21 protein-coding genes and 1 pseudogene are annotated in these 25,156 nt (G+C 58.3%); 8 read left to right on the top strand and 14 right to left on the bottom strand.

What is annotated here, in order from left to right:
* Nucleotides 1–10: 10 nt before the first annotated feature.
* Entirely contained in the window at nt 11–976 is a 966-nt protein-coding gene (dusB, locus tag NMD14_17045; GenBank protein XEI32418.1) for a tRNA dihydrouridine synthase DusB, read from the bottom strand.
* A 293-nt stretch (nt 977–1,269) separates the two neighbouring features.
* Between dusB and NMD14_17040 the strand changes: the two genes are divergently transcribed.
* The 4 genes from NMD14_17040 to NMD14_17025 all read left to right on the top strand — a co-directional run bounded on the left by NMD14_17040 (nt 1,270) and on the right by NMD14_17025 (nt 6,110).
* The gene (locus NMD14_17040; protein ID XEI32417.1) at nt 1,270–2,676 is read left to right on the top strand and encodes a TolC family protein; all 1,407 of its coding nucleotides are present in this window, start codon (nt 1,270–1,272) and stop codon (nt 2,674–2,676) included.
* A gap of 73 nt (nt 2,677–2,749) precedes the next feature.
* Nucleotides 2,750–3,754 carry a biotin/lipoyl-binding protein gene (locus NMD14_17035; GenBank protein ID XEI32416.1) on the top strand — a complete coding sequence of 335 codons (1,005 nt, stop codon included), beginning with the start codon at nt 2,750–2,752 and terminating at the stop codon, nt 3,752–3,754.
* On the top strand, nt 3,754–4,914 hold the full coding sequence (locus NMD14_17030) for an ABC transporter permease (GenBank protein ID XEI32415.1): 1,161 nt from the start codon (nt 3,754–3,756) through the stop codon (nt 4,912–4,914). The genes NMD14_17035 and NMD14_17030 overlap by 1 nt, the downstream gene beginning before the upstream one ends.
* Nucleotides 4,914–6,110, top strand: coding sequence for an ABC transporter permease (locus tag NMD14_17025; GenBank protein ID XEI34789.1), 1,197 nt, complete (start codon nt 4,914–4,916; stop codon nt 6,108–6,110). The genes NMD14_17030 and NMD14_17025 overlap by 1 nt, the downstream gene beginning before the upstream one ends.
* A gap of 109 nt (nt 6,111–6,219) precedes the next feature.
* Here the strand turns inward: NMD14_17025 and NMD14_17020 are convergent, their stop codons facing one another.
* The 3 genes from NMD14_17020 to NMD14_17010 all read right to left on the bottom strand — a co-directional run bounded on the left by NMD14_17020 (nt 6,220) and on the right by NMD14_17010 (nt 8,613).
* Entirely contained in the window at nt 6,220–6,855 is a 636-nt protein-coding gene (locus NMD14_17020; GenBank protein XEI32414.1) for an SDR family oxidoreductase, read from the bottom strand.
* A gap of 133 nt (nt 6,856–6,988) precedes the next feature.
* Nucleotides 6,989–7,843 carry a DnaA/Hda family protein gene (locus NMD14_17015; protein XEI32413.1) on the bottom strand — a complete coding sequence of 285 codons (855 nt, stop codon included), beginning with the start codon at nt 7,841–7,843 and terminating at the stop codon, nt 6,989–6,991.
* Between the two features lie 71 nt (nt 7,844–7,914).
* Nucleotides 7,915–8,613, bottom strand: a complete 699-nt coding sequence (locus NMD14_17010) for a DnaT-like ssDNA-binding domain-containing protein (protein ID XEI32412.1) — start codon at nt 8,611–8,613, stop codon at nt 7,915–7,917.
* 240 nt (nt 8,614–8,853) lie between these two features.
* Between NMD14_17010 and NMD14_17005 the strand changes: the two genes are divergently transcribed.
* Complete coding sequence (locus NMD14_17005; protein ID XEI32411.1) at nt 8,854–9,825, top strand: response regulator; 972 nt, start codon at nt 8,854–8,856, stop codon at nt 9,823–9,825.
* Between the two features lie 75 nt (nt 9,826–9,900).
* Here the strand turns inward: NMD14_17005 and NMD14_17000 are convergent, their stop codons facing one another.
* From NMD14_17000 to NMD14_16980, 5 genes are all read right to left on the bottom strand, one after another.
* The gene (locus NMD14_17000; protein ID XEI32410.1) at nt 9,901–11,298 is read right to left on the bottom strand and encodes a peptide MFS transporter; all 1,398 of its coding nucleotides are present in this window, start codon (nt 11,296–11,298) and stop codon (nt 9,901–9,903) included.
* Nucleotides 11,299–11,511: 213 nt separating this feature from the next.
* Entirely contained in the window at nt 11,512–12,423 is a 912-nt protein-coding gene (gene galU, locus NMD14_16995; GenBank protein XEI32409.1) for a UTP--glucose-1-phosphate uridylyltransferase GalU, read from the bottom strand.
* Nucleotides 12,424–12,519: 96 nt separating this feature from the next.
* Entirely contained in the window at nt 12,520–12,840 is a 321-nt protein-coding gene (locus tag NMD14_16990; protein XEI32408.1) for a ComEA family DNA-binding protein, read from the bottom strand.
* Nucleotides 12,841–13,207: 367 nt separating this feature from the next.
* Nucleotides 13,208–15,388 (bottom strand): phosphate acetyltransferase, encoded by a 2,181-nt coding sequence (gene pta, locus NMD14_16985; GenBank protein ID XEI32407.1) that lies wholly within the window; start codon nt 15,386–15,388, stop codon nt 13,208–13,210.
* 54 nt (nt 15,389–15,442) lie between these two features.
* On the bottom strand, nt 15,443–16,645 hold the full coding sequence (locus tag NMD14_16980; protein XEI32406.1) for an acetate kinase: 1,203 nt from the start codon (nt 16,643–16,645) through the stop codon (nt 15,443–15,445).
* 304 nt (nt 16,646–16,949) lie between these two features.
* Between NMD14_16980 and NMD14_16975 the strand changes: the two genes are divergently transcribed.
* Nucleotides 16,950–17,390, top strand: a complete 441-nt coding sequence (locus NMD14_16975) for a DUF412 domain-containing protein (protein ID XEI32405.1) — start codon at nt 16,950–16,952, stop codon at nt 17,388–17,390.
* A gap of 59 nt (nt 17,391–17,449) precedes the next feature.
* On the opposite strand, the gene NMD14_16970 is transcribed toward NMD14_16975, so the two are convergent.
* Nucleotides 17,450–17,950 (bottom strand): YfbU family protein, encoded by a 501-nt coding sequence (locus tag NMD14_16970; GenBank protein XEI32404.1) that lies wholly within the window; start codon nt 17,948–17,950, stop codon nt 17,450–17,452.
* Nucleotides 17,951–18,206: 256 nt separating this feature from the next.
* On the opposite strand from NMD14_16970, the gene NMD14_16965 reads away from it, so the two are divergent.
* Nucleotides 18,207–18,419, top strand: a complete 213-nt coding sequence (locus tag NMD14_16965; GenBank protein ID XEI32403.1) for a GNAT family N-acetyltransferase — start codon at nt 18,207–18,209, stop codon at nt 18,417–18,419.
* A gap of 69 nt (nt 18,420–18,488) precedes the next feature.
* Here the strand turns inward: NMD14_16965 and NMD14_16960 are convergent.
* A pseudogene (locus NMD14_16960) lies at nt 18,489–19,687 on the bottom strand (ISL3 family transposase).
* Between the two features lie 133 nt (nt 19,688–19,820).
* Between NMD14_16960 and NMD14_16955 the strand changes: the two are divergent.
* The gene (locus tag NMD14_16955; GenBank protein ID XEI32402.1) at nt 19,821–20,963 is read left to right on the top strand and encodes an IS4 family transposase; all 1,143 of its coding nucleotides are present in this window, start codon (nt 19,821–19,823) and stop codon (nt 20,961–20,963) included.
* Between the two features lie 158 nt (nt 20,964–21,121).
* Here NMD14_16955 and eno read toward each other — a convergent pair whose 3' ends face one another.
* The 3 genes from eno to mazG form a co-directional block, all read right to left on the bottom strand.
* On the bottom strand, nt 21,122–22,423 hold the full coding sequence (gene eno / locus NMD14_16950; protein XEI32401.1) for a phosphopyruvate hydratase: 1,302 nt from the start codon (nt 22,421–22,423) through the stop codon (nt 21,122–21,124).
* An 89-nt stretch (nt 22,424–22,512) separates the two neighbouring features.
* The gene (gene pyrG / locus NMD14_16945; GenBank protein XEI32400.1) at nt 22,513–24,150 is read right to left on the bottom strand and encodes a CTP synthase (glutamine hydrolyzing); all 1,638 of its coding nucleotides are present in this window, start codon (nt 24,148–24,150) and stop codon (nt 22,513–22,515) included.
* 141 nt (nt 24,151–24,291) lie between these two features.
* Entirely contained in the window at nt 24,292–25,089 is a 798-nt protein-coding gene (gene mazG, locus NMD14_16940) for a nucleoside triphosphate pyrophosphohydrolase (GenBank protein XEI32399.1), read from the bottom strand.
* Nucleotides 25,090–25,156: the final 67 nt, after the last annotated feature.

Below are 25,156 nucleotides of genomic sequence, written 5' to 3'. Positions count from 1 at the left end.
AGTTATCTTGTTAACCTAATCCATCGAAATACGCTTCGAGTGCCTCAAGTTGCGCGTCTGCGCAATCCAGGGCATTGAAGTGCTTACGGAATTCTCGGCCCGTCTCTTCTTCATCCAGATACCAGCCCACGTGTTTACGGGCTATGCGCGCTCCCAGATATGCACCATAAAACTGGTGCAGGTTGGTTACATGCTCGTTCATCAGGGTGCGAACCTCTTCCCTCTCGGGAGGCGGCAGCTTGGTGCCCGTCTCAAGAAAATGACGGATTTCCCGGAAAATCCAGGGTCGTCCTTGCGCAGCTCGGCCGATCATCACGGCGTCGACACCGGTATAGTCGAGGACATACCGAGCTTTCTCCGGGCTGTTGATGTCACCATTGGCGACAACAGGAATCGATACGGCCTGCTTAATCGCCCTGATCGTGTCGTACTCCGCTTCGCCCTTGTAGAGGCAGGCACGGGTACGACCATGCACGGCGAGGGCCGCGATACCGCAATCTTCGGCGATTCGGGCGATCTCCACGCCATTGCGGTTATCCGGATCCCATCCTGTGCGGATCTTCAAGGTGACAGGTACCTCCACTGCATCCACCACGGCCCGGCAAATTGCTTTGACTTGGTCGGGGGCACGCAGCAGGGCGGAACCTGCCAACTTCTTATTCACTTTTTTTGCCGGACATCCCATGTTGATGTCGACGATCTGTGCGCCCTGCTCCACGTTGTAGCGGGCAGCAAACGCCATCATCTCGGGGTCGGCTCCGGCAATCTGGACCGATCGCAATCCACCTTCTGCAGAGTGATCCATCCTCATCCGGGTTTTCTGGGTATCCCAGACATCCGGGTTGGCCAGCAGCATCTCGGAAACGGCCATGCCAGCCCCCAGTCGCAAACAAAGTTCACGGAATGGTCGGTCAGTTACACCGGCCATGGGAGCCACAATCAAGGGAGTTTCAAGCGTGTGGGGACCTATCTGCATTCCACGGTTACCATCGGCTTAGGGCGGCGTATATTACGCATTTTTTAGGCAGGAGAAAAGGTTAGTATTTGAGCGTCAGCCATTTTTTTCTGAAAAAAAACGTCGCGCCAAGGCTTGCAAATTCTGGAGTTGTTGAAAAACGGCCAGATTGCTAGTGAGGGATGGCTGTACTACCTATGTCGGTTGTCTGCATAATTGTCAGTCAACTTGCCAGCCTGCTTTGCGTTATGATAATGGGCTTAAGTCGAGCAAAAGCTCCAAACATTTATGCAACAAAAGTGGATCGGGGATCTATGACGTCAAGGTTCATTACATCACTCTGGCCGTGCCTGCTGGGGGCCGTGCTGGGGTCGGCACAGGCGCAGACCATCAGTTTCGGCGAAGCCTGGACCCGGGTCATCCAGCAGGATGAAGGGCTGGCTGCCGAGCAGGCCGGGGTCGATCGGGCCAAGCAACTGCGCGAGGCTGCCAAGGACATGTATCTGCCCAAGGTGGATCTGGGGGCCAGCTATACCCACCTCGATCAGCCGGTGGAGCTGGACATGATGGATCTTAACCCTATCGCCAGCCATCCGGAGCTGGGTCAGGTGTTGGCACCACTCATGCAGAAGTTCCACCTCACGCCCAATGACTTCGTTACCCCGCTGACCAAACAGAACGTGGTGACCAGCTCGGTCAAGATGCTCTGGCCGCTGTTTACCGGCGGTCGCATCGATGCGGCGCAGGATATCCGCCAGGCGCAGGTAAGCGAGGCGCAGCAATTGCTGGTGCTCAAGCAGCAAGCCACCTTCGAGAGCCTCTCCCAGACCTATTTCGGCGTGGTGCTGGCCGCTCAGGTAGTGCAGACCAAGCAGGAGATCGAAGAGGGGCTGGCCCACCATCTGGATCACGCCAAAAAGCTGGAAGCTCAGGGCCAGATCGCCAGGGTGGAGCGTCTCTCCGCCCAGTCGGCCTATGACCGTGCCCGCATCGATACCCAGAAGGCGCGCCGCAGCCTCGAGATCGCCGAGTTGGCCCTCGGCCGCATGCTCAAGTTGCCCCGCGCCGAGCCCGGCAGCGGCCTGTTCGTCAACAAGGAACTGCCGCGCCTCGATGGTCTGGTGCAGCAGACGCTGGAAGTACACCCGGGCCTCAAGCTGCTTAGCGCCAAGAAGGAGCAGGCCAAGGGGCTGATCCGGGTCGAGCAGGGCAAATATGCCCCAGAGGTGTTCCTGTTCGGCAACTACAACCTCTATGAAGATGATTCACTCGCCTCCAAGACAGCGCCGGACTGGCTGGTGGGGGTGGGCGTCAGCATGCCGCTGGTGAGCCGAGATGGCCGCTCCGAGACGGTGCAGGCCGCCAAGAGCGCCGAGCTGCAGGTCAATCTGCTGCAAGCCAAGACCCGCCAGGATCTGGAGTTGCTCGTTGAGAAGACCTGGCGCGAAGCGGCGCAGGGGCTGGAGGAGTATCAGTCTCTCTCGTCTACCCAGGCGCTGGCCGAGGAGAACGTACTGCTACGTGACAAGGCCTTCGGCCAGGGGCTCTCTACCTCCCTCGATGTGGTGGATGCCCAGAACCAGTTGGCGGGGGTCAAGACCCAGCGCGCGGCGGCGGCCTATCAGTATGTGGTGTCGCTGGCCCGTCTGCTGGCGCTCTCCGGCCAGATGAACAGTTTCAATCAATATCAGCACGGTCAGGTGATCGAGGTGAACTCATGATCGCACTCCAGTCCGTGCCTTTTTCTATCTCTGTTTCGACCGCCAAGGGTCGCCCGTTTGTCGAGGTGAAGTGATGAGCCATCCCCCCATCAAAAAGAAGATGAGCCAGGGTAAACCGCTGTTGTTGCCATTGGCGCTGGTGATCCTGGTGGTCTGGCTCGGCTGGCGCTTTTGGCTCGCCTATCAGCCTGAGCCGGTGCATTTGCAAGGGCAGATTGAGGCTCAGCAGTACTCGGTCTCCTCCAAGGTGCCGGGTCGCATCGACGAGGTGTTGGTGAAAAAGGGCGATCAGCTGACCAAGGATCAGCTGGTCTTTACCCTGGCGAGCCCCGAGATTGAAGCCAAGTTGAGCCAGGCCAAGGCCGGTGAGGCCGCAGCGGGTGCGCTGGCGCAAGAGGCGGAGAAGGGGGCCCGTGCCCAACAGATCGCCGCCGCCAAGGATCAGTGGCAAAAAGCCAAGGCTGCCGCCCAACTGCGTGGCAAGACCTATGAGCGGGTTGCCAGCCTGCACCGCGATGGCGTAATGCCGCTGCAAAAGCGCGATGAGGCCTGGACCGCCTGGCAAGCTGCTCGCTACAGCGAAGGGATGGCGTGGCAGCAGTACCAGATGGCGCTGGAAGGGGCGCGGGAAGAGACCAAGATCGCCGCTCGCGAGAAGGCCAAAATGGCGGCGGGTTCGGTGGCCGAGGTTGAGGCCTATCTAGCCGATACCCGTATCGTCAGCCCCCACTCCGGCGAGGTAAGCCAGGTGCTGCTGCGTAGCGGCGAGCTGGCGCCGCAAGGCTTCCCGGTGGTGACCCTGCTCGATATGAGTGATGCCTGGGCCCAGTTCCACGTTCGCGAAGATCTGCTGCCCCGCTTCCCGGTCGGTACCGAGTTCGATGCCCGTATCCCGGGCCTTGGCGATCAGATGGTGCGCTTCAAGGTGACCCATGTGGCCGTGATGGGGGATTTCGCCACCTGGCGTGCCACCGATACCCGTCAGGGTTTCGATATGAAGAGCTTCCAGGTGGAGGCTCGCCCGCTGCAACCGGTTGAGGGGCTGCGGGTTGGCATGAGTGTGCTGGTTGAACTCTGATGGGACGTGAATTTCGGCTGCTGTGGCAGGACCCGTTCAGCCGTGCCCTGATGAGCTGGGTGCCGCTGCTGCTGATGGGGATCCTCTGCTGGATCTTCTCGGCAGGGCTGGCCCGCGACCTCAAGGTGGGGCTGGTGGATTTGGACCACAGCATGCTGTCGCGCCAGCTCGCCTTCTCGCTGGATGGCTCGGCCGGGCTCAAGGTCGCGCAACAGTTTGACTCTATCGATGCCGGTGCCCACGCCCTGCGCGGTGGCGACATCTATGCGCTGGTGGTGATCCCCAACCATCTGGAGCGAGATGCCCGTCAGGGTACCCAGCCGCAGGTGACGGTGTTCAACAATGGCCAGTTCATCCTGATCGCCAAGCTGGTCAACTCCGCGCTGGCGCAGGTGGTAGGCACTCTCAACGGTCAGGTGGGCGTGCTGGAGGCGATGGCCGACGGCAAGGCGCTGCCCGGTGCGATTGGGCAGTCGGTGCCCATCAGCAGTCAGGTGACCGCCCTTTATAACCTTAACTCCAGCTACGCCCAGTTTCTGCTGAGCGCGATTTTGCCCGCAGTGTGGCAGATCCTGGTGGTGCTGTTCGGCCTCAATGCGCTGGCTCGTACCGATCGGCTGGGGCTGGACTGGACCACTCGCGGTGTCTGGTTTGGCCTGTGGCGCACCCTGCTGCCCCACGTGCTGATTGGCTGGGGCTGGGGGATCGTCTGGACGCTGCTGCTGTTCAAGGGATTGGCCTATCCCATGCACGGTAGCTGGTTGGTATTGCTGGTGGGGCTGGGGCTTGCCTCGGCCGCCTGCGTCACCATGGGGGCCTTCTTTTACGGCATCATCCGGGATCCGGCCCGCGCCCTGTCGCTGGCAGGGGCTTACACAGCGCCCGGTTTTGCCTTTATGGGGGTCACCTTTCCGGTGAGCGCCATGGGGGAGTTCGCCCGTTTCTGGCGCAGTCTGTTGCCGATCTCCCACTATGTCGAGCTGCAGATTGGCCAGAGCAACTACGGTCTGCCCCTCGTATCGGCGCTACCGCAACTGGGGGCGTTGTTGCTGTTCCTGCTCCCCCTGCTGCTGGTGGTGCGCCGTTACAAGCAGCAGGCTGAGCTTGCCCGTCAATCAGCTGCTGTCGTAGTGGCCGTCGCCGAGAAGGAGCCTGAGTGATGCTGGGATTTGTCGATCTGTTGCGCCTCGAGCTGCGCACCCTGCTGGCGGATCGCGCCATCATGCTGACCCTGTTTGGCGGGGTGTTCTTCTACTCCTTCCTCTACCCTCAGCCTTATCTGCATCAGTTACCGCGGGAAGAGGCGGTGGTGGTGGTTAACGAGGATGACAGCCAGCTCTCGCGCCAGCTGGAGTTTATGGCCGATGCCACACCGCAGGTAAAGCTGGTGGCGCGGGCCAATTCGCTGAATGAAGCGCGGCAGCTGATGATGGCCGGGGACGCGAACGGGATCCTGCACATCCCCAACCACTTCTATCGGGATCTGATGCTGGGCAAGAGCGTGACCCTGAGCTACGCCGGTGATGCCTCCTACTTTCTGGTCTACGGCACTATTGCCGAGGGGTTGGCGCAGGCCGGTGGCACTCTCGCCGCACAGGTGAAGGTGGCGCGCTTGCTGAGTCACGGTGAGGCGCTACCGCAAGCGGCGATGGGCTGGAACGCGGTGGCCCTCAATGTGGTGCCGGTGTTCAACCCCACCATGGGCTACGTCAACTACGTGGTGCCGGCAGTGTTCGTGCTGATCCTGCATCAGGTGTTGTTGATGGGCGCGGGGATCCTGGGGGCGACCCAGAACCAGCGCAGCTGCCGCGATGAGCACGGGTACTGGCAAAGCGCGCCGGTGTTGCCGCTGCTGCTGGCCAGAACTCTGGTGCTGGCCGGGCTGTACCTGCTGCCGGTGAGCTACTTCCTCGGCTTCTGTTTTGATCACTACAACATCGCCCGTCATGCCGATCCGCAGGAGTTGTGGCTGTTCGCCCTGCCGTTCCTGCTGGCAACTTGCTGGCTCGGAATTGTGCTGGGGGCGATCTTTACCCGGCGGGATCTGCCGACTCAGGTGGTGCTCATCTCCTCCCTGCCGCTGGTCTTTCTGGCGGGCTTTATCTGGCCGCTGGAGCTGATCCCGGCCCCCCTCAACTGGCTGGCTCAGTGGGTACCCACTATCCCGGCTATCGAGGGTTTTCTGCGCCTCAACCAGATGGGGGCCGACTTCGCGCAGGTTTCCCGTTACTGGTGGCAGTTGTGGGGGCTGGCGCTGCTCTACGGCGCGCTGGCCTGCCTGCTGCTGCGCTGGCGGCAGCAGTCGTTGCCAGTGGCCAGTCAGCCGGTCGTACAGAGTGAAACAACCGCCGGTTAAGCGGGATAGGGCAAGCGCGTGTGAGATGGCGTGTGCGGTAAAGCGAAAACGGTCGGCCCTTGGGCTGACCGTTTTGTTATGTGGTGGGGATGGCGGTTTTACTGCTGCCTTAGCCGCGCTGGAGCGCGGGATCGCCGATGGCGTAGATCTGCCCCACCGCCGCATCATCCGCCAGCAGGCGCAGCCCTTGGGCGGCCACGTCGGCGCGGCGCACCAGTCCATGTACCTCCTTGCCCTGACTCAGCTCGGCGCGGCCGGTGGCGTCGCCATCTTGCAGGCCCGCCGGGCGCAGAATGGTCCACGCGAGGGCGCTGGTCTGCAGCCAGCTCTCCGCCAGACTCTTGAGACGTACCTCGTGACCGAAGGCGGCGCGGGCCCGCTGTGGCAGATATTGCCAGCTATCGCCACAGCCGAGGGAGGTGACCAGCAGTAGCCGTTTCAGGCCTGCCTGCTCCATGGCATCGATCACATGACGGTTGCCCTGATAGTCCACCGGCGCGGCCTGACGGAAGCTGCCGAGGGTGGAGACGACCTGTGCATCTTGCCCCGCCCGGGCACATGCCTGCTGTACCGCAGCCGGAGCCAGTGCATCCCCTTCGATGACGTCTACTCCCAGCTCGCGTAATTCGGCTGCCATTTCGGTGCTGCGCACCAGCGCGACTACGCGGTGACCCTCAGCGAGAGCGTGGTGGGTAAAGGCGCGGCCCAGCCCGCGGCTGGCTCCGAAAATCAGTGTGGTTGGCATAGCTGAGCTCCCTTGGCAAAAGGGGTTAGCGTAGTGGCTTGTTCGCCTGCTGTAAATGAGAGTTGTTTTTATTTGTGAGTTGGCAGGAAGGAGAGAGAGCGAGCCGCCAGGACTCGCTCTCGCATTGAGGGGATCAGCCGTTGTAGTTGCCGATGCTGGGGCGACGGCTGGGGCCGCTCAGGTGGATATCCACCGGATTGAATGCCTTGATCGCCTCATAGCTGAAATCACCGATCGCCTGATGCAGGGTCTGGGGCGTGTGGTTGGTGATGATGATGACGCTCTTTGACAGGTTGCGGCGACGGCGAAGCAGGTGGCCGAGGAAGCTGGACTGGCTCTCCGCCATCTTGGCGCGGTTGGCCGATACCTCGTCGATGATCAGCAGATCCACCTCTTCCAGCGCGCGGCGGTACTGGTTGCGCTCATCCTGATCGGGGATCACGTTGAAGAAGAGGCGGTCGACGATGGAGGCCCACTGCTGGAAGATCACCGATTTCTGGTGACGCTCGATCAGCTCATGCGCCACCGCGCCCGCCAGGGTTGACTTGCCAGTGCCGTAGTCGCCGTAGATCAGCATGCAGCCGCCACCGCTTTTCTCCCAGTGCTCGAAACCGCTGATAAAGTAGCGGGCCGTTTCGATGGGGTACTGGAGTGCGGGATCTGTGGCGTCCATCTTGTCGAACACCCAGTCGGGGTTGAGGTCGGCCTGGGCGATCAGCTTCTGGATCCGCTCCTGACGGGCCGCCTTCTGCAGCTCGCGCACCTCGGCGTTGGCCTTGGCGTCGTACTCCTTACGCAGGGTCTCGTAGTCATACTGGCCGCCGCCGGTCTCTTGCTGCAGGCGACGAATACGCTCCAGCAGACCGCCGACGTGCTGGCTCAGCTCGGGATCGTGAACCCGGTGATCTTGTTTGGCTTTGGCGATTCTTTTGCGCTTGGCTTCGATCTCTTCCAGCTCCTGGCGCAGGGGATCTTGCGGGTCAGTCATGGAATGCTCCTTCTGCTCGATCAGGGATGGGTAGACAAGGGGTTGATTTTGCCTGCAGGCGGGGGCCGCTATCAATCATTATCCGGCTCTTGCTGCGGTGCGGGTTCTTGCGTTTGCTGGTGGGCCAGCCGCTTGGCCTCTTCAATCATCTGCTGGGCCCGTTTGCTCGGGCCTGACTCTGCCGGGGTAGGGGTCACCTGCTGGTAGCCCTGCACCTCCATCGGCTTGCGGCGGGTATAGCGGCGGGTCTTGAGGGCGCGAATGAACTTGAGCATCCACTGATGCTGGGAGTCGAACACCTCGGGGCGCCCTAGCCAGTAGGCGATAAACTCCCCCAGATCCTCTTCGCTGTAGCTGGCATCGATCACCCCGCACAGGCGGGCGAGGGCGGGCAGCTCCTCGTCCGGTCGCCACTGCAGATGCATCTGGAAGGGGCGCTCCGGCAGCGGGCTGCGCGATTTCTGGGTCAGCAGCGGCAACTGGAATAGACACTGATGGTAGTGCTCACTCTCGGGCTGTGCCTCGACCTGTAGCAGGCCTGCCTCCATCAGTTCATCGAACAACTCGGTGAGCTGGCGGGCATTGACCTGAAACGAAAAGCCGCAGGGATCGCCCGGGTCGACCACTGCCAGCGCCCGACCCAGCTCGGGATAGTTGAGCCGGGCCAGCTGATTCTCCAGCACCAGTCTGCGCAGCTGCAGGGTATAGAGACTGCGAGCCGGATGGGACAATCTGGGGTGGGCAAGGGCGCTGTATTCGGCTGGGGTCATGGTCTTCTTCACGGGCTGGAGTGGGGGGCATTATCCCTTATGGCGCCCACTTGCACAATTCGGATGGCGGTCGCAGCAGTGTGACCAAGCGAGCGAAGAGAGTGGTACGGATGTATGGGGTTCTCTTGATGCTATCTCATGAACGAGGTCTATTTTTGACGCAGGGTTTCCGCGCTGAGCGCGCTTTTGAGCTAGTCTTAATACCTAAATAACCAATTGACTAATAAGAGCTTTATCAAGATGTCAAAAGCCGGGCTACGGATCCTGGTGGTGGAGGACGAAGCCGTTTTTCGCCACTCGCTAGTGAGTTACCTCGCACGGGACGGGGCAACGGTATTTCAGGCCGAAGACGGTATTGAGGGGCTATCGGCGGCGGCCCTCTATCATCCCGACGTGGTGCTATGCGATCTCAATATGCCCAATATGGATGGCCACGAGGTGATCGCCTGCCTCTCTGCCCGCTATCCCCATATTCCGGTTATCGTTATTTCGGCCCAGAGCACCATGGAGGCGGTCGCCGGCGCCTTGCGTGCCGGTGCGCGGGATTACCTGCTCAAGCCGCTGGAGGATTATGCACTGGTCGAGCGCAGCATCGAACAGTGCCTCAACGGCAGCGCCAACCGGGCGCAGCAGCTGGAGCTGATGGATCATATCGACTACTTCAGTGCCCACGACAAGGCGGCCAGCCGACTGCTGGCGGGGCTCAAGCCACCGGGGTTGCAGGAGTGGGGCCCCTGGCAGGTCACGTTCAAGGGGCTGGGGCAGCTGTTTATTCCCGATACCTTCAAGGTGGAGGACAAGCTGCTGGTGCTGGTGATGGAGCTGCCGATCATGGGGACGGATGCGGCATTTTGTGGGGCACTGGTGCGCTCCTTGATGAACGTCCCCTACCGCCAGTTTCAGCAAAGCGAGAGTCGCCTGCTGAGCCAGCCGCACCGGTTGCTCGACTACCTCAACCATCAGTTGATGGCGTCCGGGCTTCGCCACTCTTTTGCCATGGCGGCGCTGCTGTTTGATCAGCATGATGGGCTGGTGTTTGCCAACGCAGGGCTCACCTCTCCCCACTGGCTGATGCGCTCCGGCGGCTTGCCCCTTGGCCTGATGCGCAGCAGCCACTACGCCCTGCACAAGCGCAGCTGGCATGAACCGTTCGCCCTGCAGTTTCGCAGCGACAGCGGCGGCTCGCTGGATGTGCAGGTCCGTCATCATTGACGCCGCCTGATAAACAGGCCAAAGCAAACAGGGCGCCCGATAGGCGCCCTGTTTGTTGTTTACAATCCTGACCGTTTAGACGGTGGCGGAGTGCAGTTTCTTCTCTTGAGCTTGCGGCTCTTTGGCCGGGCCTTCGGCACCGTGCATCCAGTAGACCAGGCGGTTGGCCATGGCCAGCAGGATCAGGGCGCTGATCACGGCGGCAGTGGCGATGCCGCCGAAGATGGCGAGCGGGCCCGCTTCACCGACGAAGGAGCCGACGAAGCCGGCAATGTAGTTGGCCAAGGCATTGAAGCCAAACCAGGCACCCATCATCAGGGAGGCCAGACGCAGCGGAGCCAGCTTGGTCACCATGGAGAGGCCGATCGGGGAGAGGCAGAGCTCGCCCAGGGTGTGGAACAGGTAAGCGCCAACCAGCCAGAACATGGAAGTCTTGACGGTCTGGTCACCACCTTGCTGCAGCACGGCACCGACCATGAACAGGAAACCGATAGCCAGGAACAGCAGACCCATGGCGAACTTGACCGGAGAGTTCGGCTCTTTCTTGCCGAGCTTGATCCAGATGGCTGCCACGATCGGGGCCAGGGTGATAATGAAGAAGGGGTTCAGGGACTGGAACCAGGCGGTCGGCACTTCGAAGCTGCCGATCATGCGGTCGGTATACTCCTGGGTGTAGAGGTTCATCAGACCACCTGCCTGCTCGAAACCGGCCCAGAAGATGATGGTGAACAGACCCAGAACCAGAATGACTTTGATGCGATCCACTTCCTGCTTGGTGAGTGGTGTTTTCTGTTCTTTGGAGCGTTGTGCCGCTGCCCGCTGTGCCGCAGGAACACGACCGATATCACCGAGAAAACGTTGGGCCATGGTGGCCTGCATGACCAGTGATATCAGCATGCCGATACCTGCAACGACGAAGGCTGCTTGCCAACCATAGGCGTTCGCTGCCGCACCCGCGATGAAGCCGGCCAACAGAGCCCCCAGGTTGATCCCCATATAAAAGATGGTAAAGGCACCATCTCGGCGATGATCGCCCTCTTCATAGAGGTCACCTACCATGGTCGAGATGTTCGGCTTAAACAAACCATTACCCACGATAAGACCAGCCAGGCCCAGATAGAACATGGTGGTTACGCTGTCCGCGAACATGTCATGGGGCAGCGCCAGGGTGAACTGACCTGCGGCCATCAGCACGGCACCGATCAGAATGGCGCGACGTTGACCCAGGAAGGTGTCAGCCAGCCAGCCGCCGATCAGCGGGGTGATATAAACCAGACCGGTATAGATACCGTAGAGTTTGAGGGCGTCTGCCTGACTCCAGCCCAGACCGCCGTTGGCAGTTAGATCAGTCAGATAGAGCACCAGCACGGCACGCATGCCGTAATAGGAGAATCTCTCCCACAGTTCGGTACTAAAGAGCAAAAAAAGCCCTTTAGGATGACCTAAAAAGGTCCCTTTGGACGGGTTATTCATTGGAACTTCCACCTGTGTCTTATATTTTTTTAGAAATTTTATGCAAGGGCTAGGAACAAGCCGTATTCCTTATAAAACAAGCGGAATCGAATTACAACGAGCGTTTTTGACGTTATTTTATCTATCAATGGTTGATTTTATGTTTATAAAATGAAAAAGGGCATCAAATGATGCCCAGCCTTTTATTCTGTCTGTTGGGTAAATATTCAGCTATTACAGCTGCTTGACGAACTGCTTCAACCAGGTAGTGAATTCGCCGTTCAGCTCCCGGTGACGGACGGCATATTCCACATTGGCTTTCATATACCCGAGCTTGCTGCCGCAATCGTGGCTGCGCCCCTTCATAAAATAGGCGTTGACCTGCTCATGCTCCATCAACATGGCGATGGCATCGGTCAGTTGGATCTCGTCCCCGGCGCCAGTCGGGGTCTTCTCCAGCAGCGGCCAGATGTTGGAGGAGAGCACATAGCGACCCACCACTGCCAGATTGGAAGGGGCTTCGTCACGAGGCGGCTTCTCGACAATGGCCTGCATCGGCAGGGACATCCCCTCGCTCAGGGCTTCACCCTTGATGTCGGCGATGCCGTACTTATCCACTTCACTCTCGGGAACCGCTTCCACCATGATCTGGCTGATCTGGTTCTCTTCGAACAGGTGTACCATCTCGGCCAGGTTGTCCTGCTTCAGGTCGCTGGCCACCTCGTCGATCAGCACATCCGGCAGCAGCACGGCGAACGGGTTATCACCGATCAGCGGACGGGCGCACAGTACCGCATGGCCCAAGCCTTTCGCCTCTCCCTGGCGGACGTGCATGATGGTGACATCTTTCGGACAGATCTGTTGCACCTCTTCCAGCAACTGGCGCTTGACCCGCTTCTCAAGGGTCGCTTCCAGCTCGAAGCTCTTGTCGAAGTGGTTTTCGATGGAGTTCTTGCTTGAGTGGGTGACCAGAATGATCTCCTTGATCCCGGCGGCGATGGCTTCGCGCACCACATACTGGATCAGCGGTTTATCGACCACTGGCAACATCTCTTTCGGGATGGCCTTGGTAGCTGGCAGCATACGGGTACCCAGACCGGCTACCGGGAGCACAGCTTTGCGAACAACGAGAGGGGTCTTTTTCATGGGAAACTATCCAGACAGATGAAAGTGCGGCAATCATACTCCAAGAAAAATGGGGCAGCCACAGGCTGCCCCATTTGTATATGCAGAGCTCGGACGTTATTTGACGATGATCATGTCACGGTTGGCCTCCAGCGTGGCCGGGCCAATGCCATTGACATCCGCCAGCTGATCGACTGAAGTGAATTTGCCCTGTTTTTCCCGATGGTCGACAATGGCTTGTGCTTTCTTGTCACCGATGCCTTTCAGGCTGGTGAGTTCGGCAAGGGTGGCCGTATTGATATTCAGTTTGCCGCCCTCCTTGGCGACCGCGACCGTGGTTGTTTGCTTGGGCGCTGCCTTATCTGCTGCCAGCACGGGTTGGCTGAGCAGGGGCAAGCAGGCCAGCAGCATGACTGCAGAGATCTTCTTCATCAGCATTTCCATTCCTCCATGATGTGGATATTGCCAAGTGGCACATTGACGAATAGCGCAACGAACGGGTCTTTTTTACTGCAATTTCTGACAGGTGAGATCGCCATGCCGATGGCGGCAGATTTGCTATAAGTGCGCGGCCCACCGATTCAACTTGATGATTTTGAATGTATTTTACATGCACCGTTGGTGTGGCGAGTGCACATCCCCGAGAGCCATTGTGCAACTCATCGCCGCTATGCTGCATGACATTCTGCTGCGAAGAATAGTTTCGGTGGTATGTTTCACCAGTGTTCAAAAGATAATCAATAAAAAAGGCTGCTCACCTGAGGTGAGCAGCCTTTGTGATCGGTTTTTTTCAGGCTAGAGCTGATTAAGCTTGTTCGTCAGCCTGAGCAGCCTGGATACCGGTCAGGGCGATGGTGTAGACGATGTCGTCCACCAGGGCGCCACGGGAGAGGTCGTTGACCGGCTTGCGCATGCCTTGCAGCATCGGGCCGATGGAGACCAGCTCGGCGGAACGCTGTACCGCTTTGTAAGTGGTGTTACCGGTGTTCAGGTCAGGGAACACGAACACGGTGGCTTTACCGGCAACCGGTGAGTTCGGTGCCTTGGATTTGGCCACGTTCTCCATGATGGCCGCGTCGTACTGCAGCGGACCGTCGATGATGAGGTCGGGGCGCTTGGCCTTGGCCAGCTCGGTCGCTTCACGCACTTTCTCTACATCGGCACCGGCGCCAGAGGTACCGGTAGAGTAGGAGATCATGGCGACGCGCGGCTCGATGCCGAAAGCGGCAGCAGAGTCAGCGGACTGGATGGCGATCTCGGCCAGCTGCTCGGCAGTCGGATCCGGGTTGATCGCGCAGTCACCGTAGACCAGTACCTGGTCCGGCAGCAGCATGAAGAAGATGGAGGAGATCAGGGAAGAGCCCGGAGCGGTCTTGATGATCTGCATCGGCGGACGGATGGTGTTGGCAGTGGTGTGCACCGCGCCGGATACCAGGCCGTCAACTTCATTGCGCTCCAGCATCATGGTACCCAGTACCACGTTGTCTTCCAGCTGTTCGCGAGCAACCACTTCGGTCATACCCTTGCTCTTGCGCAGCTCGACCAGACGCGGCACATAGCGCTCGCGTACAACGGCCGGATCGATGATCTCGACGCGATCGGTCAGTACCACACCCTGCTGCTCTGCAACACGGCGGATCTCTTCCGGGTTGCCCAGCAGCACCGGGCGGGCGATGCCACGCTCGGCACAGATGGCGGCAGCCTTGATAGTGCGCGGCTCGTCGCCTTCCGGCAGCACGACGCGCTTGTTGGCATGACGGGCCAGCTCGGTCAGCTGATAACGGAACGCCGGCGGGCTCAGACGACGGGAACGGGTAGAGCTGACAGTCAGCGACTCGATCCAGTGCTTGTCGATGTGGCCAGCCACATAGTCTTGCACCAGCTCGATACGCTCGCGGTCATCTTCCGGAATATCGACGTTGAAGTTCTGCAGGCTGACGGCGGTCTGCCAGGTGTTGGTGCCGGTCATCATGATCGGCAGGCCGGTGGCCATGGCCTGTTGGCACAGCGCCATTACCTGCGGTTCAGGATGGTAGTTACCGGTCAGCAGCAGCGCGCCCAGCTTGACGCCGTTCATGGCAGAGAGGCAGGCAGAGACGATGACATCAGAACGGTCGCCAGAGGTCACCAGCAGGCTGCCCGGACGGAAGTGCTCAACCATGTTGTGGATGGAGCGGGCACAGAAGGTCACGGTCTGCAGGCGACGGCTGTCCAGCTCACCCTTGTGCAGGATCTTGGCGGCCAGATGCTTGGCGAGATCCTTGGCGCGCGGGGCGATCAGTTGGGTGTTCCAGGGGATACAACCCAGGATGCGCAGCGGGCTCTTGCCAAACACTTGCAGCACTTCCAGGTTGTGGGCGGCGTCAGATGTGTGGTGATGGGCTTCGAACATCTCGGTCAGATCAGGGCGGGTGACGCCATGCTCGTCAACCGGCGCGCCAACCTTGTTGATCACGCAACCCACGATGCGGGGGTTGTTGACACCACCGAAGTTGGAGCAGGCCAGCTCGATGCGTTCTTTCAGCTTCTGGCTGGAGTCATGGCCCGGGTGGGTCACGAATACCATGTCAGCGTCCAGCGCCTTGGCAACGTCGTAGTTCAACTTGTTGGCAAAGGGCTGCTTGTCGGTCGGCACCATACCTTCGACAACCAGCACTTCGGCACCACTGGATTTCACGTGCTCTTCGAAGCGGGCCACGATCTCTTCCAGCAGGATATCGGTGTTGCTGGTGCTGATCATGTTCTCGGCGTAGGAGAGGGTGAACGGCTCGGGCGGATTGATGTTGGCAGCAGCGCGGATAACGGCGGTTGATCGCTCGGCACCGGTTTCACCCGGACGCGGTTGGGCAACCGGTTTGAAGAAGCTGACATTGACACCGTGACGTTCCATGGCGCGAACAACACCAAGACTCACGGAAGTTACGCCGACACCAGTGCCGACCGGGATAAGCATAATAGTGCGTGCCACTTTATACCCCTTGTTCATTTTTTGGGATCAGGAAAAGGCCGCCCATTGGGCGGCCTCGAGTTACTGCGTTAATTAAGCGCTGACCAGTTCCAGCGCATCGTGGGCGATAACCCACTCTTCATTGGTCGGGATAACCAGGGCTTTGGTAGATCCGGCCTTGGTGATCTCGCCACCCTTGCCGAAGCGGGCAGCCAGGTTGGCGTCGTGATCGACGTCAAAGCCCAGCAGACCCAGCTTGTTCAGGGTGATTTCACGAATAGGTGCGGAGTTTTCACCGATACCACCGGTGAAGACGACGGCGTCCAGACGACCGTCCATGGCGGCGGCGTAGGCGCCGATGTACTTGGCCAGGCGGTAGCAGTAAACGTCCATGGCACGCTTGGCTTCTTCTTTGCTGTCGTAGTTGTCTTCAACGAAACGGCAGTCGGAGGTCACTTCGGTCAGACCTTGCAGGCCGGACTCTTTGGTCAGCATGGTGTTGATATCGGCAACGCTCATGCCCAGCTTGTCGTGCAGGAAGAAGATGATGGCCGGGTCCAGATCGCCAGAGCGGGTACCCATGACCAGGCCTTCCAGCGGGGTCAGACCCATGGAGGTATCAACAGACTTGCCGTTCTTGATGGCGCAGACGGAACCGCCGTTGCCCAGGTGGCAGTTGATGATGTTCAGCTCTTCAACCGGCTTGTTCAGCTGCTTGGCAGCTTCCAGGCTAATGTAGTAGTGGCTGGTGCCGTGGGCGCCGTAGCGACGGATGCCGTTCTCTTTGTAGAGCTTGTACGGCAGAGCGTACAGGAAGGCTTCTTCCGGCATGGACTGATGGAACGCGGTATCGAATACGGCCACGTTCTTGTCAGCCAGCGCCGGGAATACGCGGCGAGCTTCACGGATACCGATCAGGTGAGCCGGGTTGTGCAGCGGTGCGTACGGCACAGCGGCTTCGATGCCGGCAATCACCTCTTCGCAGATGACAACGGAAGAGGTGAAGCGCTCGCCACCGTGAACAACGCGGTGACCGATGGCGATCAGGTTCTTGGCCAGTTCCGGATTGAGCGGCAGGATCTTGTTGACGATGAAGTCCAGCGCTTCCTGGTGAGCGGCACCCGCGCCCAGATCGGCACTGCCTTTCTCGCCATTCAGTTTCCACTTGATGCGGGCGTCGTCGAGGTTGAAGCACTCGGCCAGGCCGGACAGCAGGTCATCACCGGTGGTTGCGTCAATGACGGCAAACTTCAGGGAAGAGCTGCCACAGTTAAGAACAAGAACCAGCTTACTCATGAATAAATCCTATCGCAGATTGGGTTGTGTAGGCGGATGCGTTGGACGCGGCGCGGCCAAAAACTTTCAACTTATCCTTATGAGGGTTGGCAATCTGTTGCTTGCCCCTTGTATAGTGATACAAGACCCGAAATCCAGACGTCCCTGACAGGTCAATAGCAAGACGCTTTTGACGCAAAAATGGGTGTACAAAGGATAACCCGATTGTTGGAAAATAACAAAGTCATCCTCAGCTCTTGTTACTTTACATCAAGTTTTTTCGAGGTTTTGCCGTTTGTGCGTTCAAAAAGCGCTCGGAGGTAGTATGAGCATGAACATTTTTGGAACTAAATTACAGCAAGGCCGCCATTATATGACGCTTTGGCCGCGCCGTCCCGAGCTCAATTCTATGTTTCCTGAAAACAGGGTGATTAAGGCGACCGAGTTCGCCCTCAAGGTGATCCCGGCGCTGGCGGTGCTGAGCGTGATGCTGCAGTTCCAATTTGGCGAGTTGCACTATTGGCCCTCCGTCATCACTTCCGTGCTGTTTCTGCTCAGTTTGCCGCTGCAGGGTTACTACTGGCTCGGTCAGCGCGCCGACACCCGTTTGCCCCCTTCGCTGGCGAGCTGGTATCGGGAGATCAACGGCAAGATGAACGAGCAGGGGGGGCGTCGTCAGCTGGTGTCACAGCCCCGCTATGAAGAGCTGGCCGATACCCTTAAGGCCGCTTTCCAGCAGCTCGATAAATCTTTTCTCTATGAATAACCCGATTCAGATGCAAAAAGGCGCCAGTGGCGCCTTTTTTGTTGCGGTTGGTGTGCGGATCAGGCCGCCAATACCTTGCGGATCTCCTGAATGGAGAGCTTGTACTGACGCGGGCACTGACGCCATACGGTCAGCATGCGCTGGTACTTGTCGCGCATGGCTATGTCGCTGGAGAGCTCGTCGCACGGGCATTTGAGCTCGGGAAAGCGCTTGTCCACCTCCAGCAGGAAGCAGACATAGTCGGCCAGCTCTCGCTCCTGACTACGGCTGTAGCCGTTGAACTCCAGACGGCTGGCATTGATCTCGCCCTGATCGGCCGCATCCAGATTGCCCCATGAGATAGCCAGTGCGTGATGCAGCTCCAGAGTGTCGATCACCTCCTGGCAGGTAGCCAGATCCAGATGACCGAAACTCTTCTCCAGCTCGAGGATCTGCAGGCAGTAGCCGCGCTCGATGATGGTGCTGGCGCGCTGGTAGACGTCCGCTCTCTCTGGATTGAGTTTCGCCAGAATTTCGTACTGGTTGCTCAGGATCAAACGCTCTGTGTTGCTCATGTTCATGGGATATCTCGCTGGAAGATGATTCTGGGGTCACGTTAACCCATATATAAAATGAATTTTTTGATCTGGCGGGGGAGTTAGCGAGAAAAATCCATTGGCAAGGGGCGGCTGGCCAGTCAGTTCAGTCTGATTGGCATTTGCAGGATGCCACGAAAGCCCTGTCACAGGCGCACCGGCCATCCGCCAATAAACGGGGAGGGAAAGCCTTAAAAACAGAACGCCGCGGCTGCGCAAAGTCAGGCCGCGGCGGACAAGAGTGGGATTGGGTTGTCTGCTTAATGCGGCCTACTGGCGCAGAGGGTTTATGTCGGAAGCGCTCGGATTGCTGTTCGCCCACGCCAGCACGCTGGGAGTCACCTGCCTCACCGCAGATATCGATGCAGATAACGTTCGCTCTATCGCCCTGTTTGAAAAGCTGGGCTTCAAGGCACATGCAGGGCGCTATCAGCGCATGCTGCCCTTTGTCTGACCCGAGACCAGAGGCACTACGCCCTCGCCTCTCAGGCCGTTGTGGCAAGGATCAGGCATAAAAAAAGGTTCATCGCGTCTTTCCGGGGAAGGCGGCCTTGATTTTCAGGAAAAAGTATTCTGAGTCCCGAAATCCATAAGCCATGCGTTTGATCACCTTGATCCGATTATTCACGCCCTCCAGCAGGCTGGTGTGCATGGGAAAGATTGCGCTGGCCAAAATCCCCCGGGTGTAACGGCGAAGGTTTTTGGCAAAACGCTCTAAGGGCTCCAGGCCACTTTCCTTCGCTTGTCGCATCCAGGCCTTCCATCGTCGCCAACCTTCCCTGACACTCGGGGCGTACCAGATTTCCTTCAGGGCCTCCTTGAGAACATATGCTGTCGCCAAGGGCTTATTGGCTTCCAATAGCTCTTGTAATTTCACCGCCTGGTCTTCCTTGAGATTTTCTCGATTGCGCAGGAGTAACCAACGCGCCAGCTTGACGACCTTGCGAGCCGGCTTGTCATGCTTTAATGCATTGGCTTGATCCACCCGAATTCGGTCGAGCACTTTGCGGCCATAACCGGCCACCACATGGAACAAGTCATACACCACCTCCGCCTGTGGACAGTGCTGTTTCACTTCCAGATCGAAGGCGGAGTTCATGTCCATGGCCACCGCTTCAATCTGTTGGCATCGTTCGCCCATCAGCTCGAAAAAGGGGCGAATAGCCTCTCGGCTGTTGCCATGCACCACCCACAAAACGCGAGTCCGTTCAGCATCCATGATCACTGTGGCATAGCGGTGGCCTTTATGCAGGGCGAATTCATCCATCACCAGGCGCCGCACCGAGCCGGGCTCAAAGGTGCCAACACTGGCCTGTAGCCGACGCTTGTCGATGGCCTTGATGGTATGCCAGTGCAGTCCGGTGAGCTGGCTGATATGACTGATAGGCATCAACTCAAGCAAGGCCTCTACCCAGCGCAGCAATCGCTGTGTCAGCCGGGAGCTGGGGGTAACCAATCGATATGCTCAGAAACCCGACCACAACGCAGGCAGTCAACCCGACGGACGGGGACTTGCAGATGTACGCGAAGTTCAAGGAGGTCACGGTCACGAACTGTGCGCATTCGGCGGTCATGGATGAGTGGACAGGGTTGATGGCACTGACCACAGAGCGGTAGATGATTGGCGAGAGGCTCAAGAGCCAATGTGATTTGTGTGGCTGAGCGGCGATGGACAGAAACGTCGTAACCTGGCCAGAACGAGGCAAAATCAATATGATGCATAGCGACAGCAGGGTAAGGGAGTCCGGTTGTTTGGCGACTACCCTTAGCCATCCCCTCATATGAGCGAGGCATGACGCGGTTTTCGGGGTATGATCGCCGGTATTGACCGACAAATACCGAGCGACAGCCCGCCATGTTCAATCACGAGATGATCCTTAACCACATCGATGACATATTCGGCCACGACATGCATGCCAAGCGTGCCTTGTCGCTCGCCAATGCCACTCTTGGCGTTATCGAGTCAGGAGCATTAGCCATTCATGCCATCGGCAATGGCCTCTCGCTGGCCAATGGGCTGGAGCGAAAGCATGCCGTCAAACAGGTCGACCGCCTGCTCACCAACACCAAGCTCAACGTCTGGAACCTGTTTGATGACTGGGTGCCCTATGTGGTGGCCGAGCGCACCGAAATCGTCGTTTCAATGGACTGGACCGAATTTGATGCGGATGACCACAGTACCCTGGTTATCAGCCTGCAAACCAGCCATGGCCGCAACACGCCGCTCTTGTGGAAGACCCACCAGAAATCCCTGCTCAAAGGCCAGCGCAATGCCCATGAGAAAGCGCTGCTGACCAAGCTCAAACAGACCTTGCCGGAAGGGGTATTTGTCACCGTGGTCGCCGACCGGGGCTTTGGCTATAGGGAGCTGTTTGAATGCCTTGAGCAAGAGCTGGACTTTGCGTATGTCATTCGTTTTAAAGGAAATATTCTGGTTGGCTATCCCGATATGGAACAGGTGCCAGCCAGTGACTGGCTGACGCCAACCGGACGGACTCGCACACTCAAAGAGGTGGAGCTCACCGGCCAGCGGCAACGGGTCGAGCGGGTCTATTGCTGTCACAAGAGCGGCATGAAAGAGCCCTGGTTTCTAGCCAGCAATCGGGTCGATTTGAGCGCCGCCAAGGCATTGCAACTCTACGGCCAACGCTGGGGTATCGAGACCAGTTTTCGTGACATCAAGGACTACAAATTCGGCATGGGGATGGGAGAGGTACACATCAAAAATCCGGCCCGCCGCGACCGGCTGTTTCTGTTCAGTGCGCTGGCGATAGTGCTGTTAACCCTGCTGGGCAAGGCGGGTGACAGTGCAGGTCTGGAGCGGACCATCAAGGTCAATACGAGCAAAACGCGGACCTACTCGTTCTTCCGGCAGGGGGTCATTTATTACCAATTACTGCCCAAGATGAAAGAGGACTATGCTCGCTTACTGATGGAAAAGTTCACCTATTACCTGAAGCAGCACCGGTTATATACCCGCACATTTGGAATTATTTGAGTCTTAAAAAATGAGGGGATCAGAAAGGCGACTACCAGTTTACCCGAACCCTGTCTGTCAACTTACTCTTCCCCACGCTTCCGCGAAGAACCTAAAAAAACCGGAACCCAAGGGTTCCGGTTTTTTTTCATTCCAGCCGAGGCTGGCAAACCAGCAAATTAAGCCTGGTTTTTAACTTCTTTCAGACCGCGGAAAGGAGCTTTGGCACCCAACGCTTCTTCGATACGGATCAGCTGGTTGTACTTGGCAACACGGTCAGAACGGCTCATGGAACCGGTCTTGATCTGGCCAGCAGCGGTACCAACAGCCAGGTCGGCGATGGTAGCGTCTTCGGTCTCACCGGAGCGGTGGGAGATGACGGCAGTGTAGCCAGCGTCTTTGGCCATCTTGATGGCTGCCAGAGTTTCGGTCAGGGAACCGATCTGGTTGAACTTGATCAGGATGGAGTTGGCGATGCCGTTGTCGATACCGCGCTTCAGGATCTTGGTGTTGGTTACGAACAGGTCGTCACCAACTATCTGGATTTTCTTGCCCAGTTCAGCAGTCTGGTAGGCAAAACCTTCCCAGTCAGATTCGTCCAGGCCATCTTCGATGGAAACGATCGGGAACTTGGTGGTCAGGTCAGCCAGGAAGTCGGAGAAACCGTTGGAGGTGAAGACACGACCTTCGCCTTTCAGGTTGTACTCTTTCTTCTCTGCGTCGTAGAACTCGGAAGCAGCGCAGTCCATAGCCAGGGTGATGTCGGTGCCCAGTTTGTAACCGGCAGCGGCAACGGCTTCAGCGATAACTTCCAGCGCTTCGGCGTTGGATTTCAGGTTCGGAGCGAAACCACCTTCGTCACCAACTGCAGTGTTGTAGCCCTTGGACTTCAGCACTTTGGCCAGGTTGTGGAACACTTCTGCGCCCATGCGAACGGCTTCTTTCAGGGTCTTGGCGCCAACCGGCTGGATCATGAACTCCTGGATGTCGACGTTGTTGTCGGCGTGCTCACCACCGTTGATGATGTTCATCATCGGCAGCGGCATGGAGTAAACACCCGGAGTGCCGTTCAGCTCGGCGATGTGGGCGTACAGCGGCATGCCTTTGGCAGCCGCGGCAGCTTTGGCGTTAGCCAGGGAAACAGCCAGGATGGCGTTGGCGCCAAACTTGGATTTGTTCTCGGTGCCGTCGAGGTCGATCATGATCTGGTCGACAGTGGCCTGGTCCTTGGCATCTTTACCCAGCAGAGCTTGAGCGATCGGGCCGTTTACGGCTTCGATGGCTTTCAGCACGCCTTTACCCAGGAAACGGCTCTTGTCGCCGTCACGCAGTTCCAGCGCTTCGCGGGAACCGGTGGACGCGCCAGACGGAGCGGCTGCCATACCAACAAAACCACCTTCCAGGTGAACTTCGGCCTCAACGGTCGGGTTACCACGGGAGTCGATGATTTCACGACCGATCACTTTAACGATCTTGGACATGTGTATTTCCTCAGGTTTCGTAAAAAAACAACAAAAATATGCCAAAAAAAGCGGCTGTGGCACAGTGCCCCAACCGCATTTATTTTCAGTTACTTCAAATTACGCTTCTGATACTCGCCTGCCGCCTTCACAAAACCGGCAAACAAGGCGTGGCCATCACGGGGAGTAGAGGTGAACTCCGGGTGGAACTGCGCCGCCACGAACCAGGGGTGATCCGGGATCTCGATGATTTCCACCAACTTCTTGTCGGCAGAGAGACCGGTTACTTTCAGACCTGCCGCTTCAATCTGCGGCAGCAGCTTGTTGTTGACTTCGTAACGGTGACGGTGACGCTCGTAAATGGTCGGGCTGCCGTACATCTGACGCACCTTGGAATCTTCGACCAGGTGGCAGAGTTGGGAACCCAGACGCATGGTACCGCCCAGATCAGACTTCTCGGTACGGGTCTCGACGTTACCTTCTTCATCCACCCACTCGGTGATGAGGCCGACGACCGGGTAGGCGCAATCTTTCTTGAATTCGGAGGAGTGAGCCCCTGCCATGCCCGCCACGTTGCGAGCGAATTCGATCATGGCAACCTGCATGCCGAGGCAGATACCCAGGTAAGGGATCTTGTTCTCGCGCGCATACTGGGCCGCCTGGATTTTGCCTTCCACGCCACGCTCACCGAAGCCACCCGGTACCAGGATCGCGTCCAGACCTTCCAGCAGCTCAGCGCCACGGGTCTCGATATCCTGAGAATCGATGTACTTGATGTTGACGGAGAGACGAGTCTTGAGACCACCGTGCTTGAGCGCCTCGTTGACGGACTTGTAGGCATCCGGCAGCGATACATACTTGCCGACCATACCGATGGTCACTTCTGCCGTCGGGTTGGCCTCTTCAAAGACCACCTGTTCCCACTCGGACAGGTCAGCCTCTTTGCACTCCAGACCGAAACGCTCGGTGAAGTAGGAGTCCAGATTCTGGGACTTGAGCAGTGCCGGGATCTTGTAGATGGAGTCGACGTCTTTCATGGAGATGACGGCGCGCTCGGGCACGTTGCAGAACAGGGCAATCTTGGCGCGCTCGTTGGCCGGAATGGCACGGTCGGAGCGGCAGATCAGCACATCCGGCTGGATACCGATGGAGAGCAGCTCTTTGACGGAGTGCTGGGTCGGCTTGGTCTTCACTTCACCGGCCGCAGCCAGGTAAGGAACCAGGGTCAGGTGCATGAACATGGCGTTGTTGCGGCCCACTTCGGCAGCCAGCTGACGAATGGCTTCGAGGAACGGCAGGGACTCGATGTCACCCACGGTACCGCCCACTTCGACGATGGCAACCTGATGGCCTTCGGCACCGGCAATCACCCGCTCTTTGATGGCGTTGGTGATGTGCGGGATAACCTGAATGGTGGCGCCCAGATAGTCACCACGACGCTCTTTACGCAATACGTCGGCGTAGATACGGCCGGTGGTAAAGTTGTTGCGACGGGTCATCTTGGTGCGGATGAAACGCTCGTAGTGGCCCAAATCCAGATCGGTTTCGGCCCCGTCCTCGGTTACGAACACTTCACCATGCTGGGTCGGGCTCATGGTGCCCGGATCCACGTTGATGTACGGGTCCAGTTTCATGATGGTCACATCCAGACCACGGGCTTCCAGAATGGCTGCCAGAGAAGCTGCGGCAATGCCTTTGCCGAGGGATGAAACAACGCCACCAGTAACAAAAATATATTTGGTCGTCATGCTGAACCTGAAAGAAGTTTAGGGAATTTTAAGGGGTGCTTCGGGGATGAAGCAGGACGGGGAAACAGTATACCAAAAACCCCTTTCCCAAACAATGAGCAAAAATCTATCAGGCTCATCGCCCCCCCATCTTGCGCCAAATCAACTTTGCTCGGTTTCCTTGGCCCGATCCCAGGTAGCATCGAGCTTTTCGAGGGTACAATCGGTCATTTTCAAGCCTTCTGCGGCGATAAACTGCTCAACCTGACGAAAGCGACGTTCGAACTTGGCGTTGGCGCCCCGTAGTACCTGCTCCGGATCCTTGCCCAGATGACGCACCAGATTGACGGTGGCAAACAGCAGGTCGCCGAGCTCGTCGCTCACCCGCGCCTCGTCCACGTCGGCCATCAGCGCCTCTTCCATCACCTCGTCGATCTCTTCGTGGATCTTGTCCACGACCGGCCCCAGCGTCTTCCAGTCAAAGCCGACGGTGGCGCAGCGTTTCTGGATCTTGGCTGCGCGGGTCAGGGCCGGCAGCGCCTGCGGGATATCGTCCAGCACGCTCTCTTTATCGAGTGCCGCCCTTTCTTTGGCTTTTTCTGCCTCCCAGTTCACTTTTACCGCCTGCTCGTTGGCAAGGTCAGTATCGGAAAAAACGTGGGGATGACGACGGATCAGCTTTTCGCTCACCGTATCGACGATATCGGCAAAGTCGAACAAGCCCCGCTCTTTACCCAACTGGGCGTAGAACACCACCTGAAACAGCAGGTCGCCCAACTCCCCTTTCAACCCCTGCCAATCCTCGGTCTCGATGGCATCGGCCACCTCGTAGGCCTCTTCCAGGGTGTGCGGCACTATGGTCTGGAAGTCCTGTTTCAGATCCCAGGGACAGCCGTTTTGCGGGTCGCGCAGACGAGCCATGATATCGAGCAGTTGAGAGAGGTCGTAACGTTGGGACATGGGATATTCGCTTTCAATTCGTTCAAAAAGGGTCGTAAATACAGACCGGCCACTGGGGCCGGTCTGT

Origin of the sequence: Aeromonas veronii (genome assembly GCA_041319085.1) — a bacterium.
In the GTDB taxonomy this organism is placed as follows: domain Bacteria; phylum Pseudomonadota; class Gammaproteobacteria; order Enterobacterales; family Aeromonadaceae; genus Aeromonas; species Aeromonas veronii_F.
The sequence above is the reverse complement of the archived record's forward strand: the minus strand, read 5'-3'. Positions and strand labels throughout refer to the sequence as shown.